Origin of the sequence: Streptomyces sp. NPDC087845, assembly GCF_044742755.1 — a bacterium.
GTDB lineage: Bacteria > Actinomycetota > Actinomycetes > Streptomycetales > Streptomycetaceae > Streptomyces.
The window spans coordinates 672,618-688,903 of sequence record NZ_JBIUVC010000001.1 but is presented as its reverse complement, the minus strand read 5'-3'; the positions used below and the strand labels follow the sequence as shown (position 1 = coordinate 688,903).

Genomic DNA, 16,286 nt, shown 5'->3' with positions numbered 1-16,286 from the left:
CCGAGCAGTTGCTGGCAGCCGCGGAGAAGACCGCGCACACCGCCCCGCGCCGGGAGGGGCCCCCCTCCCCGCCCCGCTGCCCGCCGAGGCCGTCGAACGGGCCGAAGCCGCCCTCGGTTTCCCCCTGCCCCCACTGCTCACCGCCCTGTACACCCGGGTCGCCAACGGCGGCTTCGGACCGGAGTACGGCCTGCTGCCGTTGATCGACGACCGGGCCCCGGACGGGGAGGAGTCCGTCGTCGGGCGGTATCTCGCCCACCGCCGGGCCGCGACCGAGGACGGCGAGTGGCCGTGGCCGGAGGGCGTACTGCCGATATGCAGCCTGGGGTGCGGGATGTACTCCTGCGTGGACTGCCGCAGCGAGCACACCACGGTGCTGCTCTTCGAGCCGAACGCCGACGAGCCGGAGCGCGCCTGGTATGTGGACCAGCCCGACCTCGCCCAGTGGCTCCGCGGCTGGCTGGACGGCACCGCGTGGTACTGCGAGGACTCCGAGGACGAAGGGGCCGAGATGGCGCCCTGGCCGGATTTCAGCGCCCGCGCATGACCCATGGGCGAGCGGGGCACGGCTTGCCCGCGCACCGCGGGCTCCGGACCGCGGGCCACGCACGCAACCGTCCGACCGGCAGGGACGTCTTGGATTCCAGGAACGATTGACGGGTAGGTTCGCACGCATGAGCATTATTGGTTGGATCATTCTCGGACTGCTTGCCGGCGCCATCGCCAAGGTCCTGCTCCCGGGCCGCGACCCGGGCGGCCTGATCGGCACCACCCTCATCGGGATCGTCGGCGCCTTTCTCGGTGGCTGGATATCGTCGCGTTTCCTCGACCGCCCCATCTCCAACGACTTCTACGACACGGCCACTTGGCTCGCGGCCATCGGTGGTTCGCTGGTCCTGCTGATCGCCTACCGACTGCTTTTCGGGAACTCGCGCGAACGTCGCTGACGTCCGTCAGCGCCCGGGGCCCGGGGCGTCCAGCCCGGTCTCGCGCAGCGTCAGGTTGAGCCGGCCGCGGCGCATCCCCGTCGCAGGATCCGCCGTCCCCGGGCGGATCCCGACCACGCCGTGGAAGGCGAAACGCGAGGGCCCGCCGAAGACGAACAGGTCGCCGGAGGCCAACTCCACGTCCGTGTACGGCTTTCCGCGGTTCTCCGTGTTCCCGAAGCGGAAGACGCAGCTGTCACCGATGCTGAGCGACACGACCGGAGCACCGGACCGCTCCTCCTTGTCCTGGTGCATGCCCATCCGCGCCGCGTCGTCGTAGAAGTTGATGAGGGCGGTGTCCGGCGCATACGCCGGGACCGGCCCCTCTTCCCGGTACGCCTCGGCCAGCGCCTGACGTCCCAACTCCGCCAGCCAGCCGGGGAATTCCGCGACCCGGGCGCCGTTCACATCGTCGGCCGTGCGCGAGTACCGGTACGGCTGCCAGTGCCATCCCAGGCAGACCGTCCGGACGGACATCACTCCGCCGCCCGGCAGCACCGTGTGCCGCAGCGGTACGGGCCCCCGCGCCCATTCCCGGCAGGCGGCCACCAACTCCCGTTGGCGCTCGGGCGGCAGCCACTCGGGCACGTGCACGGCCCCCGGCGCGATGACGGCCCGCGGCCGCGGAAAGAGCCCGGACATGTCAGCGCACCGCCAGGGCGCCTTCCAGCCCCAGAAGCCGTTCCTTGCACTCCAGACCGCCCGCGTAACCCCGCAGGGCCCCGTCCGCGCCGATCACCCGGTGGCACGGCCGCACGATCAGCAGCGGATTGCGCCCGATCGCCGTCCCCACGGCCCGCACGCCCGCCCCGGGCATGCCGATCCGTTCGGCGATCCGGCCGTAGGACACGGTCTCCCCGTACGGGACGGAGTCCAGCGCCGCCCAGACCCGGCGCTGGAAGTCGGTGCCCCGGCCGTCCGCGTACACGAGGTCGAACCGGGTCAGCCGCCCCTCGAAGTACTCCCGCAGCTGTGCGGCGATTCCCGCGAAGGCCTCCGGCGCGCGGGTCCATCCGTCCTGGACGACCGCGGCACCCTTCTGGCCGGGCAGCGAGAGCGAGGCGAGCGCGACCCCTCCGGCGGCGCCGGTGTCTTCCTCGCCGACCAGCAGCAGTTCACCCAGCGGGCTGTCGACCGTTGCGTACATGGTCATGACTCGTCCCTCTCCTTGCCCGTTCTGCCGGAAATCGGCGGGATCGTCGTCCGGCACGGTCAAGTCTGCGTCCCCGGCACCGCCGCGACCGGCGGTATTCGGACGTCGCATCCGGCGTGCGGGGCGGAGCGGCGCCTCCCGCTCCGCACCACCCCGCACCCGCGAGGCGCGGGACCGGCCGGGGAACCGCCCGGGAGCTACCGGTAGTTCGCGAACTGCACGGCGAAGTCGAAGTCCTTGCCCTTCAGCAGCGCCTGTACGGCCTGCAGGTCGTCCCGGCTCTTCGAGCTGACCCGCAGCTCGTCGCCCTGGACCTGCGCCTTGACGCCCTTCGGGCCCTCGTCGCGAATGATCTTCGCCACCTTCTTGGCGTTCTCCTGGGAGATGCCTTCCTCGATCGTGGCGAAGATCTTGTACTCCTTGCCGGACAGCTGCGGCTCGCCCGCGTCCAGCGACTTCAGCGAGATGCCGCGCTTGATCAGCTTGGACTGGAAGATGTCGAGGATCGCCTTGACCCGCTCCTCGCCGTTCGCCTCCATCAGGATCTTCTCGCCGGACCAGGAGATCGAGGCGCCGGTGCCCTTGAAGTCGTAACGCTGCGAGATTTCCTTGGCGGCCTGGTTGAGGGCGTTGTCGACCTCCTGCCGCTCGACCTTCGAGACGATGTCGAAACTGGAGTCGGCCATGACGTGTGGCTCCTTGTATCGGGGGTGCTGGGAATCGGGGTGCATACGGGCGGTTGCGGGCCTGCCGGCCCCGCGCCGCCGGTCAAAGCCTAGCCACCCGCGCCCGATCGGGCCGCTGATCAATCCAGTGGCGTAGCACCCCTGGGCATCAGGTATCGTTTACGTCGTTGCCACGGAGCGCCGCCGAAAAGCGGTTCTCACGGCAGCAATCCCTGGCGGTGTGCCCGAGTGGCCAAAGGGAGCAGACTGTAAATCTGCCGGCTCAGCCTACCCAGGTTCGAACCCTGGCGCCGCCACATGGCAAGGCCCCTGTCCTAGGACAGGGGCCTTCTTTGTTTCTGCTGCGGGTCTCTGCCGCGAGGGGCGTGAACATGGAATCCGTGCTGGTCAGCGCCTGTCTGAGTGGTGTGCCCTGCCGCTTCGACGGCCGGGGGAAGGAATCCGCCGCCGTGGCCGAGGCCGTCGCGGACCGCCGCCCCGTCGCCTTCTGCCCCGAGGTCGCCGCCGGACTGCCCACCCCGCGCCGCCCCGCCGAGATCGTCGGCGGCGACGGCCACGACGTGCTGGACGGCCGCGCCCGCGTCGTCGACGACACCGGACGCGATGTGACGCGGGAGTTCGTGGACGGCGCCCGGCGGGCGCTGGACGCCGCACGGCGGTCCGGGTGCACCGAGGCGCTGCTGATGCCGCGCAGCCCCTCCTGCGGGCGCGGCACGGTCTATGACGGGACGTTCACGGGCGAGCTCCGCGAGGGCGACGGCGTCACCGCCGCCCTGCTGGAACGCCACGGCATCCCGGTCCGCCCGGCACCGCGCGGCTGACCGGGCAGGGGCGGCGGTCCGCTTGCCGTGACCACCGGCCGGACCGCCCGGGGAACGGCTCAGTTCCCCGCCACGTCCTTCACCGCGACCGACACCGGCACGTTCCCCGAGATGAGCTCCAGCGTCAGCCCGGCCGTCGCCGGGGTGTCCAGCAGCTCCAGCAGTGCGGCCGCCACATCGTCGCGCGGCACCGGGCCGCGGCCGGTCGAGGCGGTCAGGAGGACCATCCCCGTGCCCGCGTCGTCCGTCAGCATCCCGGGGCGCAGGATCGTCCAGTCGAGTGCGCTCCTGGAGCGCACGTACGCGTCCGCGGAGCCCTTCGCCCGCAGGTACGCGTCGAAGACCTCGTCGCCCGGGCGGTCGGCGTCGGCGCCCATCGACGAGACCACGACACAACGCCGCACCCCCGCCCGTTCGGCCGCGTCCGCGAACAGCACCGCCGCGCCGCGATCCACCGTCTCCTTGCGCGCCGGGCCGCTGTTCGGGCCCGCGCCGGCCGCGAAGACCGCCGCGTCGGCGCCGCGCAGCACCTGGGCCACCTCCTCCACGGAGGCCGATTCGAGATCCAGGACGACCGGTTCGGCCCCCGCCGCCCGGAGGTCCCCGCTCTGTTCCGGATTGCGGATGACGCCCACGGCCTCATCCCCGCGCGCGGCGAGCAGCCGCTCCAGCCGCAGCGCGATCTGACCATGTCCACCTGCGATGACAATGCGCATGGTCCCGACCGTACGCCGCGGCGGGCCGCCGCGCTCAGGGACCGCCGCAGCGGCCGGAGTCCGGCCGTCCCTGGCGGGGCAGGCCGAGGGCGACGACGGTCTCCGAGTCGCAGTACTCGCGCACCGCGCTCGTCCGCGCCACCACCCGGCCGCGATGCACCACGATCCGGCTGTAGGCGAGCGACAGCACGCCCGAGAGCTGCTCCCCGCGTACGGCGAGCAACTCGGCCGGGAAGCCCGCCTCGACCCGGATCCCCGGCAGCCCCATCGCCTTCCGCGCGACCGACGACACCGCCTCGTACGCCTCGTCGGCGGGCATCCCGCTCTGCGAGGCCAGCAGGTAGGCGGCCTCCAGCGGATCCCCGCGCCCCACCGGGTTCGCGATGTCCCGCAGCGCCCCGCTGCCCGCCGCGATCGGCACACCGGCCGCACGCAGCAGCCGTACGGGGGCGGTGCCCCGGCCCTCCACCCCGCAGCAGCCGCCCTGGGGGAGGCAGACGACCGTCACCCCGGCCGCGGCGAGCTGGTCGGCGGTCCGGGCCGCGGCCTGGGAGGGCAGCCGGGAGAGGCCGGCGCACGGGCCGACGCAGACGCCGGTCCGCAGCCCGCCGGCCATGGCGGCCAGCCGCCCGAGCCGGGCCGGATCGGCACCGTCCGTGTGCAGGTCGACGGGGCAGCCCTGTTCGGCGGCGATCTCCAGGACGGCTTCCGCGTACCCCGCCGGGTCCGGATCGAGGTCGGGGCAGCCGCCGACCGCGCAGGCCCCCGTCTTCACCGCCTCACGCAGCATGGCCAGGTTGTCGGCGCCCGCGACGCCGGTGAGCAGGCGGGGCACGGCGACCGGGGTCAGTTCGACGAGTCCGCGCAGCGAACTTCGCGCCTGCAGCACGGCTTCGAGGGAGGCGAGGCCCTGGACGGAACCGATCCGCACGTGTGCGCGCAGTGCGGTGGCGCCGTGGCCGAGCTGCAGCAGGGCGGCCTCGGTGGCGCGGCGCTGGATGTCCTCGGGGCGGTGCGAGACGGGTCCCGGGGCGCTGTCGGGGCCCGCGCCGCCGGCGGTGAGCGCGGTGTCGCTGTGGGCGTGGGGTTCGGCCGGGGCGGGGAGCAGCAGATAGCCGCGCAGGTCCACCCGCGGGCCGGGTGCGGTCAGGCTTCCCGCGGTGCCGACGGCCTCGATGCGGCCGCCGCCGAGCCGTACGTCCACGATGCGGCCGTCGGTGAGACGCGCGCCGCAGAGCACCAGGGTGCCGGTCTCGGCGGTGGCGGCGGTGTCGTGGCTGCTGGTCGCGTCGGCCGCGTCGGCGGCGTGGTCGTCCGGCTGCCGCGGCTGGCTGTCGGGCATCGCGCTCCTGGGAAGGGATACAAGATCACGCAGAGTGAGACGAGCCTAGGGGCGTGTTCGGTCCGGTTCGAGGAGGAGCGAAATAGTCGTACCGGCGTGGCCCTGGGGGGTAACCGGGGCACGGGTGTACGGCCGGGGTCGCAGCGTCTGGTGCGGCCGTGGCTCTCTTCGAGCGGCTGGAGGCGGACCGCAAGGCCGCTGATGGGCGGGGTGGAGGGCGGCCGGCGGGCGGGTGGAAGGCGGCTGATCAAGGGGTTGGCGGGGCGTCGATCACGGGCGCCGGACGGGGCCTCGAAACGGATTTGGGCGATCGGCGACCAACCGTGTAATGTCTTCATCGCTCGCCCCAATAGCTCAGTCGGTAGAGCGTCTCCATGGTAAGGAGAAGGTCTGCGGTTCGATTCCGCATTGGGGCTCTGGTGATCGGGAAACCCCGCTTCGGCGGGGGGACTCGTCATCAAAGCGGTGTAGCTCAGTCGGTAGAGCAAGCGGCTCATAATCGCTGTGTCACCGGTTCAAGTCCGGTCACCGCTACTTACGGTAGCCGATTGTGGGGTCGGTCCTTCGATCGGCTACTCTTTTTTGCGTTCATCCGTCCATCCGTCCGTCCAAGGAGCACTCACGTGGCTGCCACCGACGTCCGCCCGAAGATCACGCTGGCCTGCGTGGAGTGCAAGGAGCGGAACTACATCACCAAGAAGAACCGGCGTAACAACCCGGACCGTCTTGAGATGAAGAAGCACTGCCCGCGCTGCAACTCGCACACTGCGCACCGCGAAACGCGCTGAAACAGGCTCGTACACGAGGCCGTCCCCACTGGGGGCGGCCTCGTGTCGTTGTATGGGGGCTGTTGTTCGGCCTTTTCATCTTTCATCAGGAGGTAGCGAGCTCATGGCGCTCGACCAGTCCTTCGTGGGGCGGACCTATCCGCCCACCCCGCCGTACGAGGTCGGCCGGGAGAAGATCCGCGAGTTCGCCGAGGCGGTGGGCGACACCAATCCGGTGTACGTCGACCCCGAGGCGGCCAAGGCGCTCGGTCACAGCGACGTGATCGCGCCGCCGACGTTCGTGTTCTCGATCACCTTCAAGGCTGCCGGGCAGGTGGTGCAGGACCCGCAGCTGGGTCTGGACTACAGCCGCGTGGTGCATGGTGACCAGAAGTTCAGCTATGTGCGCCCCGTGCGGGCGGGGGACCGGCTGACGGTCACCTCGACGATCGAGGGCATCAAGTCCCTGGCGGGCAATGACGTCCTGGACATCCGCGGCGAGGTCCACGACGAGTCCGGTGAGCACGTCGTGACCGCGTGGACGAAGCTGGTGGCGCGCGCCGCCGAGGAGGCGTGATGACGGCGAAGGTGGCATACGAATCGGTCGAGGTCGGTATGGAGCTGCCGGCGCAGTCCTTCCCGGTGACCCGGGCGACGCTGGTGCAGTACGCGGGCGCGTCCGGTGACTTCAACCCGATCCACTGGAACGAGAAGTTCGCCCGCGAGGTCGGGCTGCCCGATGTGATCGCGCACGGCATGTTCACCATGGCCGAGGCGATCCGGGTGGTCACGGACTGGGTCGGCGACCCGGGTGCGATCGTCGAGTACGGGGTGCGGTTCACCAAGCCGGTCGTCGTGCCGAACGACGACGGGGGCGCCCTGATCGAGGTCAGCGCCAAGGTGGCCGCGCTGCTGGACGACAACCGGGTGCGGGTGGATCTGACGGCCATGAGCGAGGGCAAGAAGGTGCTGGGCATGTCCCGTGCCGTGGTGCGGCTCGGCTGAGACCGCCGAGTACGGGTGAGGGGCACCGTCCTGGGGCGGTGCCCCTCGCGCATGGCGTGCACGCACCCTTCGTTGCCCGCCGCTTGACCAAGTTAGTGATTGAGTACTAACTTCGTTGCATGGCAAGGATGAGTGCAGAAGAGCGGCGTGAGAGCGTCATCCGCGCGGCGATCATCGAGTTCGCCCGTGGTGGGTACAGCGCCACCTCCACCGAGGCGATCGCCAAGCGCGTCGGTGTCTCGCAGCCGTACCTCTTCCGTCTCTTCCCCAACAAGCAGGCCATGTTCCTCGCGGCCGTCGAGCGGTGCTTCGCGGACACCCGCAAGGTCTTCGCCGAGGCTGCGGAGGGGCTCACGGGTGACGCGGCGGTGACGGCGATGGCTGCCGCGTACCAGCGGCTCATCGTCGACGACCCCGAAAAGCTCCAGATGCAGATGCAGACGTACGCGGCCGTGGCGAGTGCCAGGGCCGCGGGGGATCACGAGTTCGGGGAGACGGTGCGCGCCGCCTGGGTCGAGATGTGGGGCGACGTCCACCTCGCTCTCGGTGCTGACGTCCAGGAGACGACGACGTTCTTCGCGTACGGAATGCTCGTCAACACACTGGCCTCGCTCGGCTTCCCGGCCGAGCACCGGGTCTGGTCGGGGTTCTACGACGCGGCCAGGCCGATCGCCTGAACAGCGCGGCCCGGGTTCCGCCCGGTTTTCTGCCCAGATAAATTAGTAATTGCTAACTAACTCCCAGGGGGAGAAGTGACCCAGCGCACAGCGGGCCGCTCAGGAGCGGTCTGGGCCCTCGTCATCACCAGCGTCGCCGGATTCATGGCGGCCCTCGACAACCTCGTCGTCACCACCGCCCTGCCCTCCATCCGCGAGAGCCTCGGCGGCGAACTGGCCGAGCTCGAATGGACGGTGAACGCCTACACGCTCACCTTCGCCGTCCTGCTGATGCTCGGGGCGGCCCTCGGCGACCGGTTCGGCCGCCGCCGGCTCTTCCTGGCCGGGCTCACCGTCTTCACCGGCGCCTCCGCCGCGGCCGCCCTCTCGCCCGGGATCAACGAGCTGATCGCCTTCCGGGCCGTTCAGGGCGTGGGTGCGGCGATCATGATGCCGCTGACGCTCACGCTGCTCACGGCCGCCGTGCCGCCCGCCCGGCGCGGTGCCGCGCTCGGCATCTTCAGCGCCGTCACCGGACTGGCCGTGGCCAGCGGCCCCCTGATCGGCGGCAGTCTCACCGAGCACCTTTCCTGGCAGTGGATCTTCTGGCTGAACGTCCCGATCGGCCTGGTCCTGCTGCCGCTGGCGCGACTGCGGCTGGCGGAGTCGCACGCCCCGGACCCGCGGCTCGACATTCTCGGCACACTCCTGGTCAGCGGCGGGCTCTTCGGCATCGTCTACGGCCTGGTCAACGCCAACGCCGACGGCTGGACCAGCCCCTCCGTCCTCACGGCCCTGATCACCGGTGCCGCGCTCGTCGGCGGGTTCATCCACCACGGCTTCCACGCGAAGAACCCGATGCTGCCCATGCGGCTCTTCCGCAACCGCGCGTTCTTCGGGATCAACATGGCCGGCCTGCTGATGTTCCTCGGGATGTTCGGGTCGATCTTCCTGCTCAGCCAGTACTTCCAGGGCGTGCTGGGCTATTCGCCCACCGAGGCCGGCCTGCGGATGCTGCCCTGGACCGGGATGCCGATGCTGGTCGCACCCGTCGCGGGGGCGCTCTCCGACCGGTTCGGCGGCCGCCCGGTGGTCGTGGCCGGGCTCGTCCTCCAGGCGATCGGCCTCGCCCTGTTCGCGACGGTCATCGGGCCCGATGCCTCGTACGCCTCGCAGCTGCCCGGTCTGATCGTCGGCGGCGTCGGCATGGCCATGTACTTCGCCCCCGCCGCCAGCCTGGTGATGTCCAGCGTCCGCCCCGCCGAACAGGGCATCGCCTCCGGAGCCAGCAACGCGCTGCGCGAGGTCGGCGGAGCCCTCGGGGTGGCCGTGCTCGCCACGGTCTTCTCCTCGCAGGGCGGTTACGAATCCGCGCGGTCCTTCACGGACGGGACCGTCCCTGCGGTGTGGATAGGCGCCGGTGCGGTGGCGCTGGCCGCCCTCACCGCCCTGCTCATCCCGGGCCGCCGCCACGCCGCGGCCCAGGCGCCGGAGACGGCGGAGGAGCGCGTTCCCGTCGCCGCCTGAGCCTCGGCCGTGTACGTACGGTCCGTGGCCCCGCCCGAGCGGCGGGGGCGCGGACCGTACCCTTGTCCCCGTGCAGGAACTCCACGACGCGCCTCTCGCCCCCCTGACCACCTTCCGGCTCGGCGGCCCCGCCACCCGCCTCCTCACCGCGACGACCGACGCCGAGGTGATCGAAGCCGTGCGCGAGGCCGACGGGAGCGGCACCCCACTCCTGGTCATCGGCGGCGGCAGCAACCTGGTCATCGGCGACAAGGGCTTCGACGGCACCGCCCTGCGCATCGCGACCCGGGGCTTCGCCCTGGACGGTACGACGCTGGAGCTGGCCGCCGGGGAGGTCTGGACGGACGCCGTCGCCCGCACCGTCGAAGCCGGTCTCGCGGGCATCGAGTGCCTGGCCGGAATTCCGGGATCCGCCGGTGCGACGCCGATCCAGAACGTCGGCGCCTACGGGCAGGAAGTGTCCTCCACCATCACCGAGGTCGTCGCCTATGACCGCTATGTGCGTGAAACGGTCACCATTCCGAACGTCGAGTGCGCGTTCTCGTACCGGCACAGTCGTTTCAAGGCCGAGCCCGACCGCTTCGTGGTGCTGCGTGTCCGCTTCGAGCTGGAGGACGCGGGCGGCCTGTCCGCGCCCCTGAAGTACCCCGAAACGGCCCGTGCCATGGGTGTCGAGCAGGGCGAGCGCGTGCCCGCCGCGGCCGCGCGCGCAACGGTGCTCAGGCTCCGCGCCGGCAAGGGCATGGTGCTGGACCCGCAGGACCACGACTCCTGGTCGGCCGGCTCCTTCTTCACCAACCCGATCCTGGAGGCGGCGGAGTACGAGGCGTTCCGCGCCCGCGCCAAGGACCGGCTCGGGCCCGAGGTGACGCCCCCCGCCTTCCCCGCGGACGGGGGACGCACCAAGACCTCCGCGGCCTGGCTCATCGACAAGGCCGGTTTCACCAAGGGCTACGGCACAGGACCGGCCCGTATCTCCACCAAGCACACCCTCGCGCTCACCAACCGCGGCGGCGCGACCACCGAGGACCTCCTCGCGCTCGCCCGCGAGGTCGTCGCCGGGGTGCACGAGGCGTTCGGCGTCACGCTCGTCAACGAACCCGTGACGGTCGGCGTGAGCCTGTAGGAGGCGCGCGGCTCAGTACGCCACGCCCACGCCCTGCTTCACCGCGGCCGGATCGTCCGTCAGCGCCAGCATCGCGTGCGCCACATCGGCCCGCGAGATGGTCCGGCCGCCGCGCGGACTGCCGCCGATCACCGTCCGGTACTTCACCGTCAGCGGCCCGTTGGTGAGCTTCGGCGGCCGTACGGACGTCCAGTCCGTCGCACTCCCGGCCAGCGCGGCCTCCATCCGGGTCAGGTCCGCGTAGACCTCCTTGAGGACCGCCCCGACCACCTTGCGGACCATCCGGTCCACGAGCGGGTCGTCGGCGGGCCGGGGGCCGATCGGGGCCGCGCTGACCACCAGCAGCCGCCGCACGCCCTCGGCCTCCATCGCCGCCAGCACCGACCGGGTGAGCCGCTCGGCGACCCCGTCCGCCTTCCGGCCCCGCGAGCCGAGTGCGGAGAGCACCGCGTCCCGGCCCGCGACCGCTTCCCGCAGCGCCTCCGGGTCGTCCAGGCCCGCCGCCGCGTGGACCTGTACGTCGGAGAGCAGTACGGGCAGCCGCGCCGGATCGCGGACCACCGCCGTCACCTCGTGGCCCGCCGCCACCGCCTGGCGGACGATCTCCTGGCCGACGCCGCCCGTCGCGCCGAACACCGTGATCCTCATTGCGTGCCCTCCCGTGGTGAGTAAGCATTCACTCACCCCTAGAGTGAGTGGATACTCACCACCCCGTCAAGTTTCGTCGGAGTACACATGGAGCAGAAGCCGGCCCGCGTCCGCATCGTCGAGGCCGCCCACCAGCTGATGCTCACCATCGGCCTGGCCCGCGCCACCACCAAGGAGATCGCACGGGCCGCCGGCTGCTCGGAGGCCGCGCTCTACAAGCACTTCCCGAGCAAGGAGGAGCTGTTCGTGGCCGTGCTCAAGGAGCGGCTGCCCAAGCTCACCCCGCTGCTGAAGCGGCTCATCGTGTCGCCGGGGGCGGGGGAGCGGACCGTCGAGCAGAACCTCACCGAGATCGCCCGGCAGGCCGCCCTCTTCTACGAGCAGAGTTTCCCGATAGCCGCCTCGCTCTACGCCGAGCCCAGGCTCAGGCAGCGCCACAACGACGCGATGAGGGAGCTGGGCACCGGCCCGCACGTGCCCATCCGCGGCCTGGACGCGTATCTGCGCTCCGAGCAGGCGGCCGGCCGGGTGCGGGCCGACGCGGACACCTACGCGGCCGCGTCGCTGCTCCTGGGGGCGTGCGTGCAGCGGGCGTTCGCCTACGACGCCACGGAGAGCGGGGGGCCGCCGCAGTCCCTCGACGAGTTCGCCGCGTCCGTGGCCGGGACGCTGATGCGCAGCCTCGCGCCGTAGAGCGCGCCCGCCCCGGGGGAACCCGGCCCGGACGAGGGGCTCAGCCCGCGGGCTTCGACAGCCAGTCGTCGATGCCCGCCAGGAGTTCCGCCCGAATCGCGGCGGGTGCCGCGGAGCCCCGTACCGACTGCCGGGCCAGCTCCGCGAGCTCCTCGTCCGTGAACGCGTGGTGGCGCCGCACGAGGTCGTACTGCGCGGCCAGCCGGGAGCCGAAGAGCAGCGGATCGTCCGCACCCAGCGCCATCGGCACCCCGGCCTCGAACAGCGTGCGCAGGGGTACGTCGGCGGGCTTCTCGTAGACCCCCAGCGCCACGTTCGACGCCGGGCACACCTCGCAGGTCACCCCGCGCTCCGCCAGCCTGCGCAGCAGCCGGGGGTCCTCGGCGGCCCGCACACCGTGCCCGATCCGGGCCGCGTCGAGGTCGTCCAGGCAGTCCCGCACGCTCGACGGGCCGGCCAGCTCGCCGCCGTGCGGGGCCGCCAGCAGACCGCCGTCCCGGGCGATGGCGAAGGCCCGGTCGAAGTCCCGGGCCATACCGCGGCGCTCGTCGTTGGAGAGCCCGAATCCGACCACGCCCCGGTCCGTGTAGCGCACCGCGAGCCGGGCCAGCGTGCGGGCGTCCAGCGGGTGCTTCATGCGGTTCGCCGCGATCACCACCCGGATCGGCAGACCGGTCTCGCGCGACGCGCCGTCCACCGCGTCCAGGATGATCTCGATCGCCGGGATCAGCCCGCCCAGCAGCGGGGCGTACGAGGTCGGGTCGACCTGGATCTCCAGCCACCCGGAGCCGTCGGCGACATCCTCCTGGGCCGTCTCGCGCACCAGCCGCTGGATGTCCTCGGGGGTCCTCAGGCAGGACCGGGCGATGTCGTAGAGCCGCTGGAAGCGGAACCATCCGCGCTCGTCCGTCGCCCGTAGCCGGGGCGGCTCGCCGCCGGTCAGGGCCTCCGGCAGGTGCACGCCGTACTTGTCGGCGAGTTCGAGCAGGGTCGTGGGCCGCATCGACCCGGTGAAATGCAAGTGCAGGTGGGCCTTGGGCAACAGCCGTACATCACGCTCCATTCCAAGATCCTGCCGCACACGTGCGGTCCAGCGGTAGCCGCTTTCCCCATCGAGTTGACTCTCGAACATACGAGCGACCCCCGGCCGGGGCCGGGGGTCGCCCAGAGAACGCGGTACGTACTACGCCCTGGCCTCGGCCAGCAGCTTCTGGAGCCGCGCGACGCCCTCGACGAGATCGTCGTCGCCCAGGGCGTACGAGAGCCGCAGGTAGCCCGGCGTACCGAAGGCCTCTCCCGGCACGACCGCGACCTCGGCCTCGTCCAGGATGAGGGCCGCCAGTTCGACCGAGGTGGCCGGGCGCCTGCCGCGGATCTCCTTGCCGAGCAGCTCCTTCACCGAGGGGTACGCGTAGAACGCGCCCTCGGGCTCGGGGCACAGCACACCGTCGATCTCGTTGAGCATCCGGACGATGGTCTGGCGGCGCCGGTCGAAGGCGGTCCGCATCTCGGCGACCGCGTCCAGGCTCCCGGAGACGGCGGCCAGCGCGGCGACCTGTGCGACGTTGGAGACGTTGGACGTGGCGTGCGACTGGAGGTTGGTCGCGGCCTTGACGACGTCCCTCGGGCCGACGATCCAGCCCACCCGCCAGCCGGTCATCGCGTACGTCTTGGCGACGCCGTTGACCACGATGCACTTGTCGCGCAGCTCGGGCACGATCGCCGGCAGCGAGGTGAACGTCGCGTCGCCGTAGACCAGGTGCTCGTAGATCTCGTCGGTCAGCACCCACAGGCCGTGCTCGACGGCCCAGCGGCCGATCGCCTCGGCATCGGCCTCGCTGTACACGGCGCCGGTCGGGTTCGACGGGGAGACGAACAGGACGACCTTCGTACGCTCGGTGCGCGCCGCCTCCAGCTGCTCGACGGAGACCCGGTAGCCGGTGGTCTCGTCGGCCACGACCTCCACCGGGACGCCGCCGGCCAGCCTGATCGACTCGGGGTAGGTGGTCCAGTACGGGGCCGGGACGATGACCTCGTCGCCCGGGTCGAGGATCGCGGCGAACGCCTCGTAGATGGCCTGCTTGCCGCCGTTGGTCACCAGGATCTGGGAGGCGTCGACCTCGTAACCGGAGTCGCGCAGCGTCTTCTCCGCGATGGCGGCCTTGAGCTCCGGAAGCCCTCCCGCCGGGGTGTAGCGGTGGTACTTCGGGTTGCGGCAGGCCTCGACCGCGGCTTCGACGATGTAGCCGGGGGTCGGGAAGTCGGGCTCACCGGCGCCGAAGCCGATCACCGGACGGCCGGCGGCCTTGAGGGCCTTGGCCTTGGCGTCGACGGCGAGGGTGGCGGACTCGGAGATGGCACCGATGCGGGCGGAGACCCGGCGCTCGGACGGAGGAGTTGCAGCGCTCATGGCCCCCATGGTCCCAGACCGCGATCCCTGTCGGCGCAGCGGTTTCAGGGACCGGACAGGACCCGGACAGCATGCGGACAACATGCGGCCCGAAGCTGTCGGGAGCGATCTGTTCGACGCCGGGCCGCTGAACACGTACACTCACCTGTCGTTGGCCTTCACCAGCCGAACCGTTCCCACACCCGGAGCTTCCGGGAAGATGCGGTAGGTTGGTGGAAACCACAAAGGGTCGTAGCTCAATTGGTAGAGCACTGGTCTCCAAAACCAGCGGTTGGGGGTTCAAGTCCCTCCGGCCCTGCTACACACTCCTTCGCCAGGAAGTGTGCGCATGTACGTACTTCAATGCACCGCCGTGCGGCTCCACCGGGCGCGGCACGGCCATGACCCGGAATCAGGTGAGAAGCGTGACGGACGCCGTGGGCTCCATCGACATGCCTGATGCCGAGGATGAAGTACCCGAGTCGAAGAAGAAGGCTCGGAAGGGCGGCAAGCGCGGAAAGAAGGGTCCTCTGGGCCGCCTCGCGCTGTTCTACCGCCAGATCGTCGCCGAGTTGCGCAAGGTTGTCTGGCCGACTCGTAATCAGCTGACGACATACACCACCGTGGTGATTGTCTTCGTCGTCGTCATGATCGGTCTGGTGACCGTGATTGACTTCGGGTTCCAGCGGGTCGTGAAGTACGTCTTCGGCTGATCCCGCGGAGGGCGCCTCATGGGCGCCCCTTTCGCATGTTCCACCCATTTGTATCCAGGAAGAAGCAGCCACCGTGTCTGACCCGAACCTGAACGACGCCGTCGAGCCGACGGCGGGCGCCTTCGAGTCCGCCGAGGACGAGCTCGACATCGTCGAGGCGGCGGACGCCGAGGAGCCGGACCAGGCCGAAGCTGCCGACGCCGCCGCAGGCGAGCCCGCCGAGGAGGCGGCCCTGCACACCGAGGACGACGACGAGGCCGACGAGGCCGAGGCCGGTTCCGAGGGCGACGCGAACGACGACGAGCCCGCCGGGGCCGACGAGGAGGCCGAGCCGGCCGCCCCCGTCGACGCCGTCACGGCCCTGCGCGAGGAGCTGCGCGGTCTCCCCGGCGAGTGGTACGTCATCCACACGTACGCCGGTTACGAGAAGCGCGTGAAGGCCAACCTGGAGCAGCGCGCCGTCTCGCTCAACGTCGAGGACTTCATCTACCAGGCCGAAGTGCCCGAGGAAGAGATCGTCCAGATCAAGAACGGCGAGCGCAAGAACGTCCGCCAGAACAAGCTGCCGGGCTACGTCCTGGTGCGCATGGACCTGACGAACGAGTCCTGGGGCGTCGTCCGCAACACCCCCGGTGTCACCGGCTTCGTGGGCAACGCCTACGACCCTTACCCGCTGACCCTGGACGAGATCGTCAAGATGCTCGCCCCGGAGGCAGAGGAGAAGGCCGCCCGCGAGGCCGCCGAGGCCGAGGGCAAGCCGGCTCCGTCCCGCAAGGTCGAGGTGCAGGTGCTCGACTTCGAGGTGGGCGACTCTGTCACCGTCACCGACGGGCCGTTCGCGACCCTGCAGGCGACGATCAACGAGATCAACGCCGACTCGAAGAAGGTCAAGGGCCTCGTCGAGATCTTCGGCCGCGAGACCCCGGTGGAGCTCAGCTTCGACCAGATCCAGAAGAACTAGCGGGTTCCCGCCAGTTTCTGGACACATGCCTACCGAGCAGGTCAGACCGGCTGCGAAGCCCGTCTGACCTGCTCGGTTTTTGGTCGCGCAGCTATAC

At 71.0% G+C, this 16,286-nt stretch carries 20 protein-coding genes and 4 tRNA genes; 16 read left to right on the top strand and 8 right to left on the bottom strand.

Annotated features, from left to right (window positions below):
- Positions 1 to 76: 76 nt before the first annotated feature.
- Together ACIOMQ_RS03175 and ACIOMQ_RS03170 are read left to right on the top strand one after the other, a co-directional pair.
- The gene (locus tag ACIOMQ_RS03175; protein WP_402187929.1) at positions 77 to 547 is read left to right on the top strand and encodes an SMI1/KNR4 family protein; all 471 of its coding nucleotides are present in this window, start codon (positions 77 to 79) and stop codon (positions 545 to 547) included.
- A 127-nt stretch (positions 548 to 674) separates the two neighbouring features.
- The gene (locus ACIOMQ_RS03170) at positions 675 to 947 is read left to right on the top strand and encodes a GlsB/YeaQ/YmgE family stress response membrane protein (RefSeq protein WP_362195848.1); all 273 of its coding nucleotides are present in this window, start codon (positions 675 to 677) and stop codon (positions 945 to 947) included.
- Between the two features lie 6 nt (positions 948 to 953).
- Here the strand turns inward: ACIOMQ_RS03170 and ACIOMQ_RS03165 are convergent, their stop codons facing one another.
- The 3 genes from ACIOMQ_RS03165 to ACIOMQ_RS03155 form a co-directional block, all read right to left on the bottom strand.
- Positions 954 to 1,628, bottom strand: a complete 675-nt coding sequence (locus ACIOMQ_RS03165; RefSeq protein ID WP_401263197.1) for an alpha-ketoglutarate-dependent dioxygenase AlkB family protein — start codon at positions 1,626 to 1,628, stop codon at positions 954 to 956.
- Position 1,629: 1 nt separating this feature from the next.
- Complete coding sequence (locus ACIOMQ_RS03160; protein WP_401937147.1) at positions 1,630 to 2,139, bottom strand: methylated-DNA--[protein]-cysteine S-methyltransferase; 510 nt, start codon at positions 2,137 to 2,139, stop codon at positions 1,630 to 1,632.
- 197 nt (positions 2,140 to 2,336) lie between these two features.
- A complete protein-coding gene (locus ACIOMQ_RS03155) occupies positions 2,337 to 2,825 on the bottom strand; it encodes a YajQ family cyclic di-GMP-binding protein (RefSeq protein ID WP_362195857.1) in 489 nt (162 codons plus the stop codon).
- A gap of 214 nt (positions 2,826 to 3,039) precedes the next feature.
- On the opposite strand from ACIOMQ_RS03155, the gene ACIOMQ_RS03150 reads away from it, so the two are divergent.
- Positions 3,040 to 3,121 (top strand) — tRNA-Tyr (locus ACIOMQ_RS03150).
- A gap of 75 nt (positions 3,122 to 3,196) precedes the next feature.
- Complete coding sequence (locus tag ACIOMQ_RS03145) at positions 3,197 to 3,646, top strand: DUF523 domain-containing protein (protein ID WP_362195860.1); 450 nt, start codon at positions 3,197 to 3,199, stop codon at positions 3,644 to 3,646.
- A gap of 59 nt (positions 3,647 to 3,705) precedes the next feature.
- On the opposite strand, the gene ACIOMQ_RS03140 is transcribed toward ACIOMQ_RS03145, so the two are convergent.
- Positions 3,706 to 4,362, bottom strand: coding sequence for an SDR family oxidoreductase (locus ACIOMQ_RS03140; RefSeq protein ID WP_362195863.1), 657 nt, complete (start codon positions 4,360 to 4,362; stop codon positions 3,706 to 3,708).
- A 34-nt stretch (positions 4,363 to 4,396) separates the two neighbouring features.
- Entirely contained in the window at positions 4,397 to 5,704 is a 1,308-nt protein-coding gene (locus ACIOMQ_RS03135; protein WP_401753602.1) for an amidohydrolase family protein, read from the bottom strand.
- Positions 5,705 to 6,047: 343 nt separating this feature from the next.
- On the opposite strand from ACIOMQ_RS03135, the gene ACIOMQ_RS03130 reads away from it, so the two are divergent.
- From ACIOMQ_RS03130 to ACIOMQ_RS03095, 8 genes are all read left to right on the top strand, one after another.
- Positions 6,048 to 6,120, top strand: a tRNA-Thr gene (locus ACIOMQ_RS03130).
- 45 nt (positions 6,121 to 6,165) lie between these two features.
- Positions 6,166 to 6,238 (top strand) — tRNA-Met (locus ACIOMQ_RS03125).
- Positions 6,239 to 6,327: 89 nt separating this feature from the next.
- Positions 6,328 to 6,492, top strand: a complete 165-nt coding sequence (gene rpmG / locus ACIOMQ_RS03120; protein ID WP_003956487.1) for a 50S ribosomal protein L33 — start codon at positions 6,328 to 6,330, stop codon at positions 6,490 to 6,492.
- A 103-nt stretch (positions 6,493 to 6,595) separates the two neighbouring features.
- Complete coding sequence (locus ACIOMQ_RS03115; RefSeq protein WP_362195869.1) at positions 6,596 to 7,048, top strand: MaoC family dehydratase N-terminal domain-containing protein; 453 nt, start codon at positions 6,596 to 6,598, stop codon at positions 7,046 to 7,048.
- Positions 7,048 to 7,476, top strand: coding sequence for a MaoC family dehydratase (locus ACIOMQ_RS03110; RefSeq protein ID WP_402187700.1), 429 nt, complete (start codon positions 7,048 to 7,050; stop codon positions 7,474 to 7,476). Before ACIOMQ_RS03115 ends, ACIOMQ_RS03110 begins: the two co-directional genes overlap by 1 nt.
- 128 nt (positions 7,477 to 7,604) lie before the next feature.
- Positions 7,605 to 8,153 carry a helix-turn-helix domain-containing protein gene (locus ACIOMQ_RS03105; RefSeq protein ID WP_362195875.1) on the top strand — a complete coding sequence of 183 codons (549 nt, stop codon included), beginning with the start codon at positions 7,605 to 7,607 and terminating at the stop codon, positions 8,151 to 8,153.
- A gap of 75 nt (positions 8,154 to 8,228) precedes the next feature.
- Positions 8,229 to 9,659 (top strand): DHA2 family efflux MFS transporter permease subunit, encoded by a 1,431-nt coding sequence (locus tag ACIOMQ_RS03100; RefSeq protein ID WP_402187698.1) that lies wholly within the window; start codon positions 8,229 to 8,231, stop codon positions 9,657 to 9,659.
- A gap of 70 nt (positions 9,660 to 9,729) precedes the next feature.
- The gene (locus tag ACIOMQ_RS03095) at positions 9,730 to 10,785 is read left to right on the top strand and encodes a UDP-N-acetylmuramate dehydrogenase (protein ID WP_362195881.1); all 1,056 of its coding nucleotides are present in this window, start codon (positions 9,730 to 9,732) and stop codon (positions 10,783 to 10,785) included.
- 12 nt (positions 10,786 to 10,797) lie between these two features.
- Here the strand turns inward: ACIOMQ_RS03095 and ACIOMQ_RS03090 are convergent, their stop codons facing one another.
- Positions 10,798 to 11,433 (bottom strand): NAD(P)-dependent oxidoreductase, encoded by a 636-nt coding sequence (locus ACIOMQ_RS03090; protein ID WP_401753598.1) that lies wholly within the window; start codon positions 11,431 to 11,433, stop codon positions 10,798 to 10,800.
- A gap of 87 nt (positions 11,434 to 11,520) precedes the next feature.
- Between ACIOMQ_RS03090 and ACIOMQ_RS03085 the strand changes: the two genes are divergently transcribed.
- The gene (locus ACIOMQ_RS03085; protein ID WP_401753596.1) at positions 11,521 to 12,126 is read left to right on the top strand and encodes a TetR/AcrR family transcriptional regulator; all 606 of its coding nucleotides are present in this window, start codon (positions 11,521 to 11,523) and stop codon (positions 12,124 to 12,126) included.
- 40 nt (positions 12,127 to 12,166) lie between these two features.
- Here ACIOMQ_RS03085 and ACIOMQ_RS03080 read toward each other — a convergent pair whose 3' ends face one another.
- Positions 12,167 to 13,189: an adenosine deaminase gene (locus tag ACIOMQ_RS03080; protein WP_362195890.1), complete on the bottom strand. Its 1,023-nt coding sequence runs from the start codon at positions 13,187 to 13,189 to the stop codon at positions 12,167 to 12,169.
- Between the two features lie 120 nt (positions 13,190 to 13,309).
- A complete protein-coding gene (locus ACIOMQ_RS03075; protein WP_362195893.1) occupies positions 13,310 to 14,536 on the bottom strand; it encodes a pyridoxal phosphate-dependent aminotransferase in 1,227 nt (408 codons plus the stop codon).
- Between the two features lie 225 nt (positions 14,537 to 14,761).
- Here ACIOMQ_RS03075 and ACIOMQ_RS03070 point away from each other — a divergent pair.
- The 3 genes from ACIOMQ_RS03070 (at position 14,762) to nusG (ending at position 16,189) form a co-directional block, all read left to right on the top strand.
- Positions 14,762 to 14,834, top strand: a tRNA-Trp gene (locus ACIOMQ_RS03070).
- A gap of 106 nt (positions 14,835 to 14,940) precedes the next feature.
- Positions 14,941 to 15,228 carry a preprotein translocase subunit SecE gene (gene secE / locus ACIOMQ_RS03065; RefSeq protein WP_362195896.1) on the top strand — a complete coding sequence of 96 codons (288 nt, stop codon included), beginning with the start codon at positions 14,941 to 14,943 and terminating at the stop codon, positions 15,226 to 15,228.
- Between the two features lie 73 nt (positions 15,229 to 15,301).
- Positions 15,302 to 16,189, top strand: coding sequence for a transcription termination/antitermination protein NusG (nusG, locus tag ACIOMQ_RS03060; RefSeq protein ID WP_401753594.1), 888 nt, complete (start codon positions 15,302 to 15,304; stop codon positions 16,187 to 16,189).
- Positions 16,190 to 16,286 lie beyond the last annotated feature (97 nt).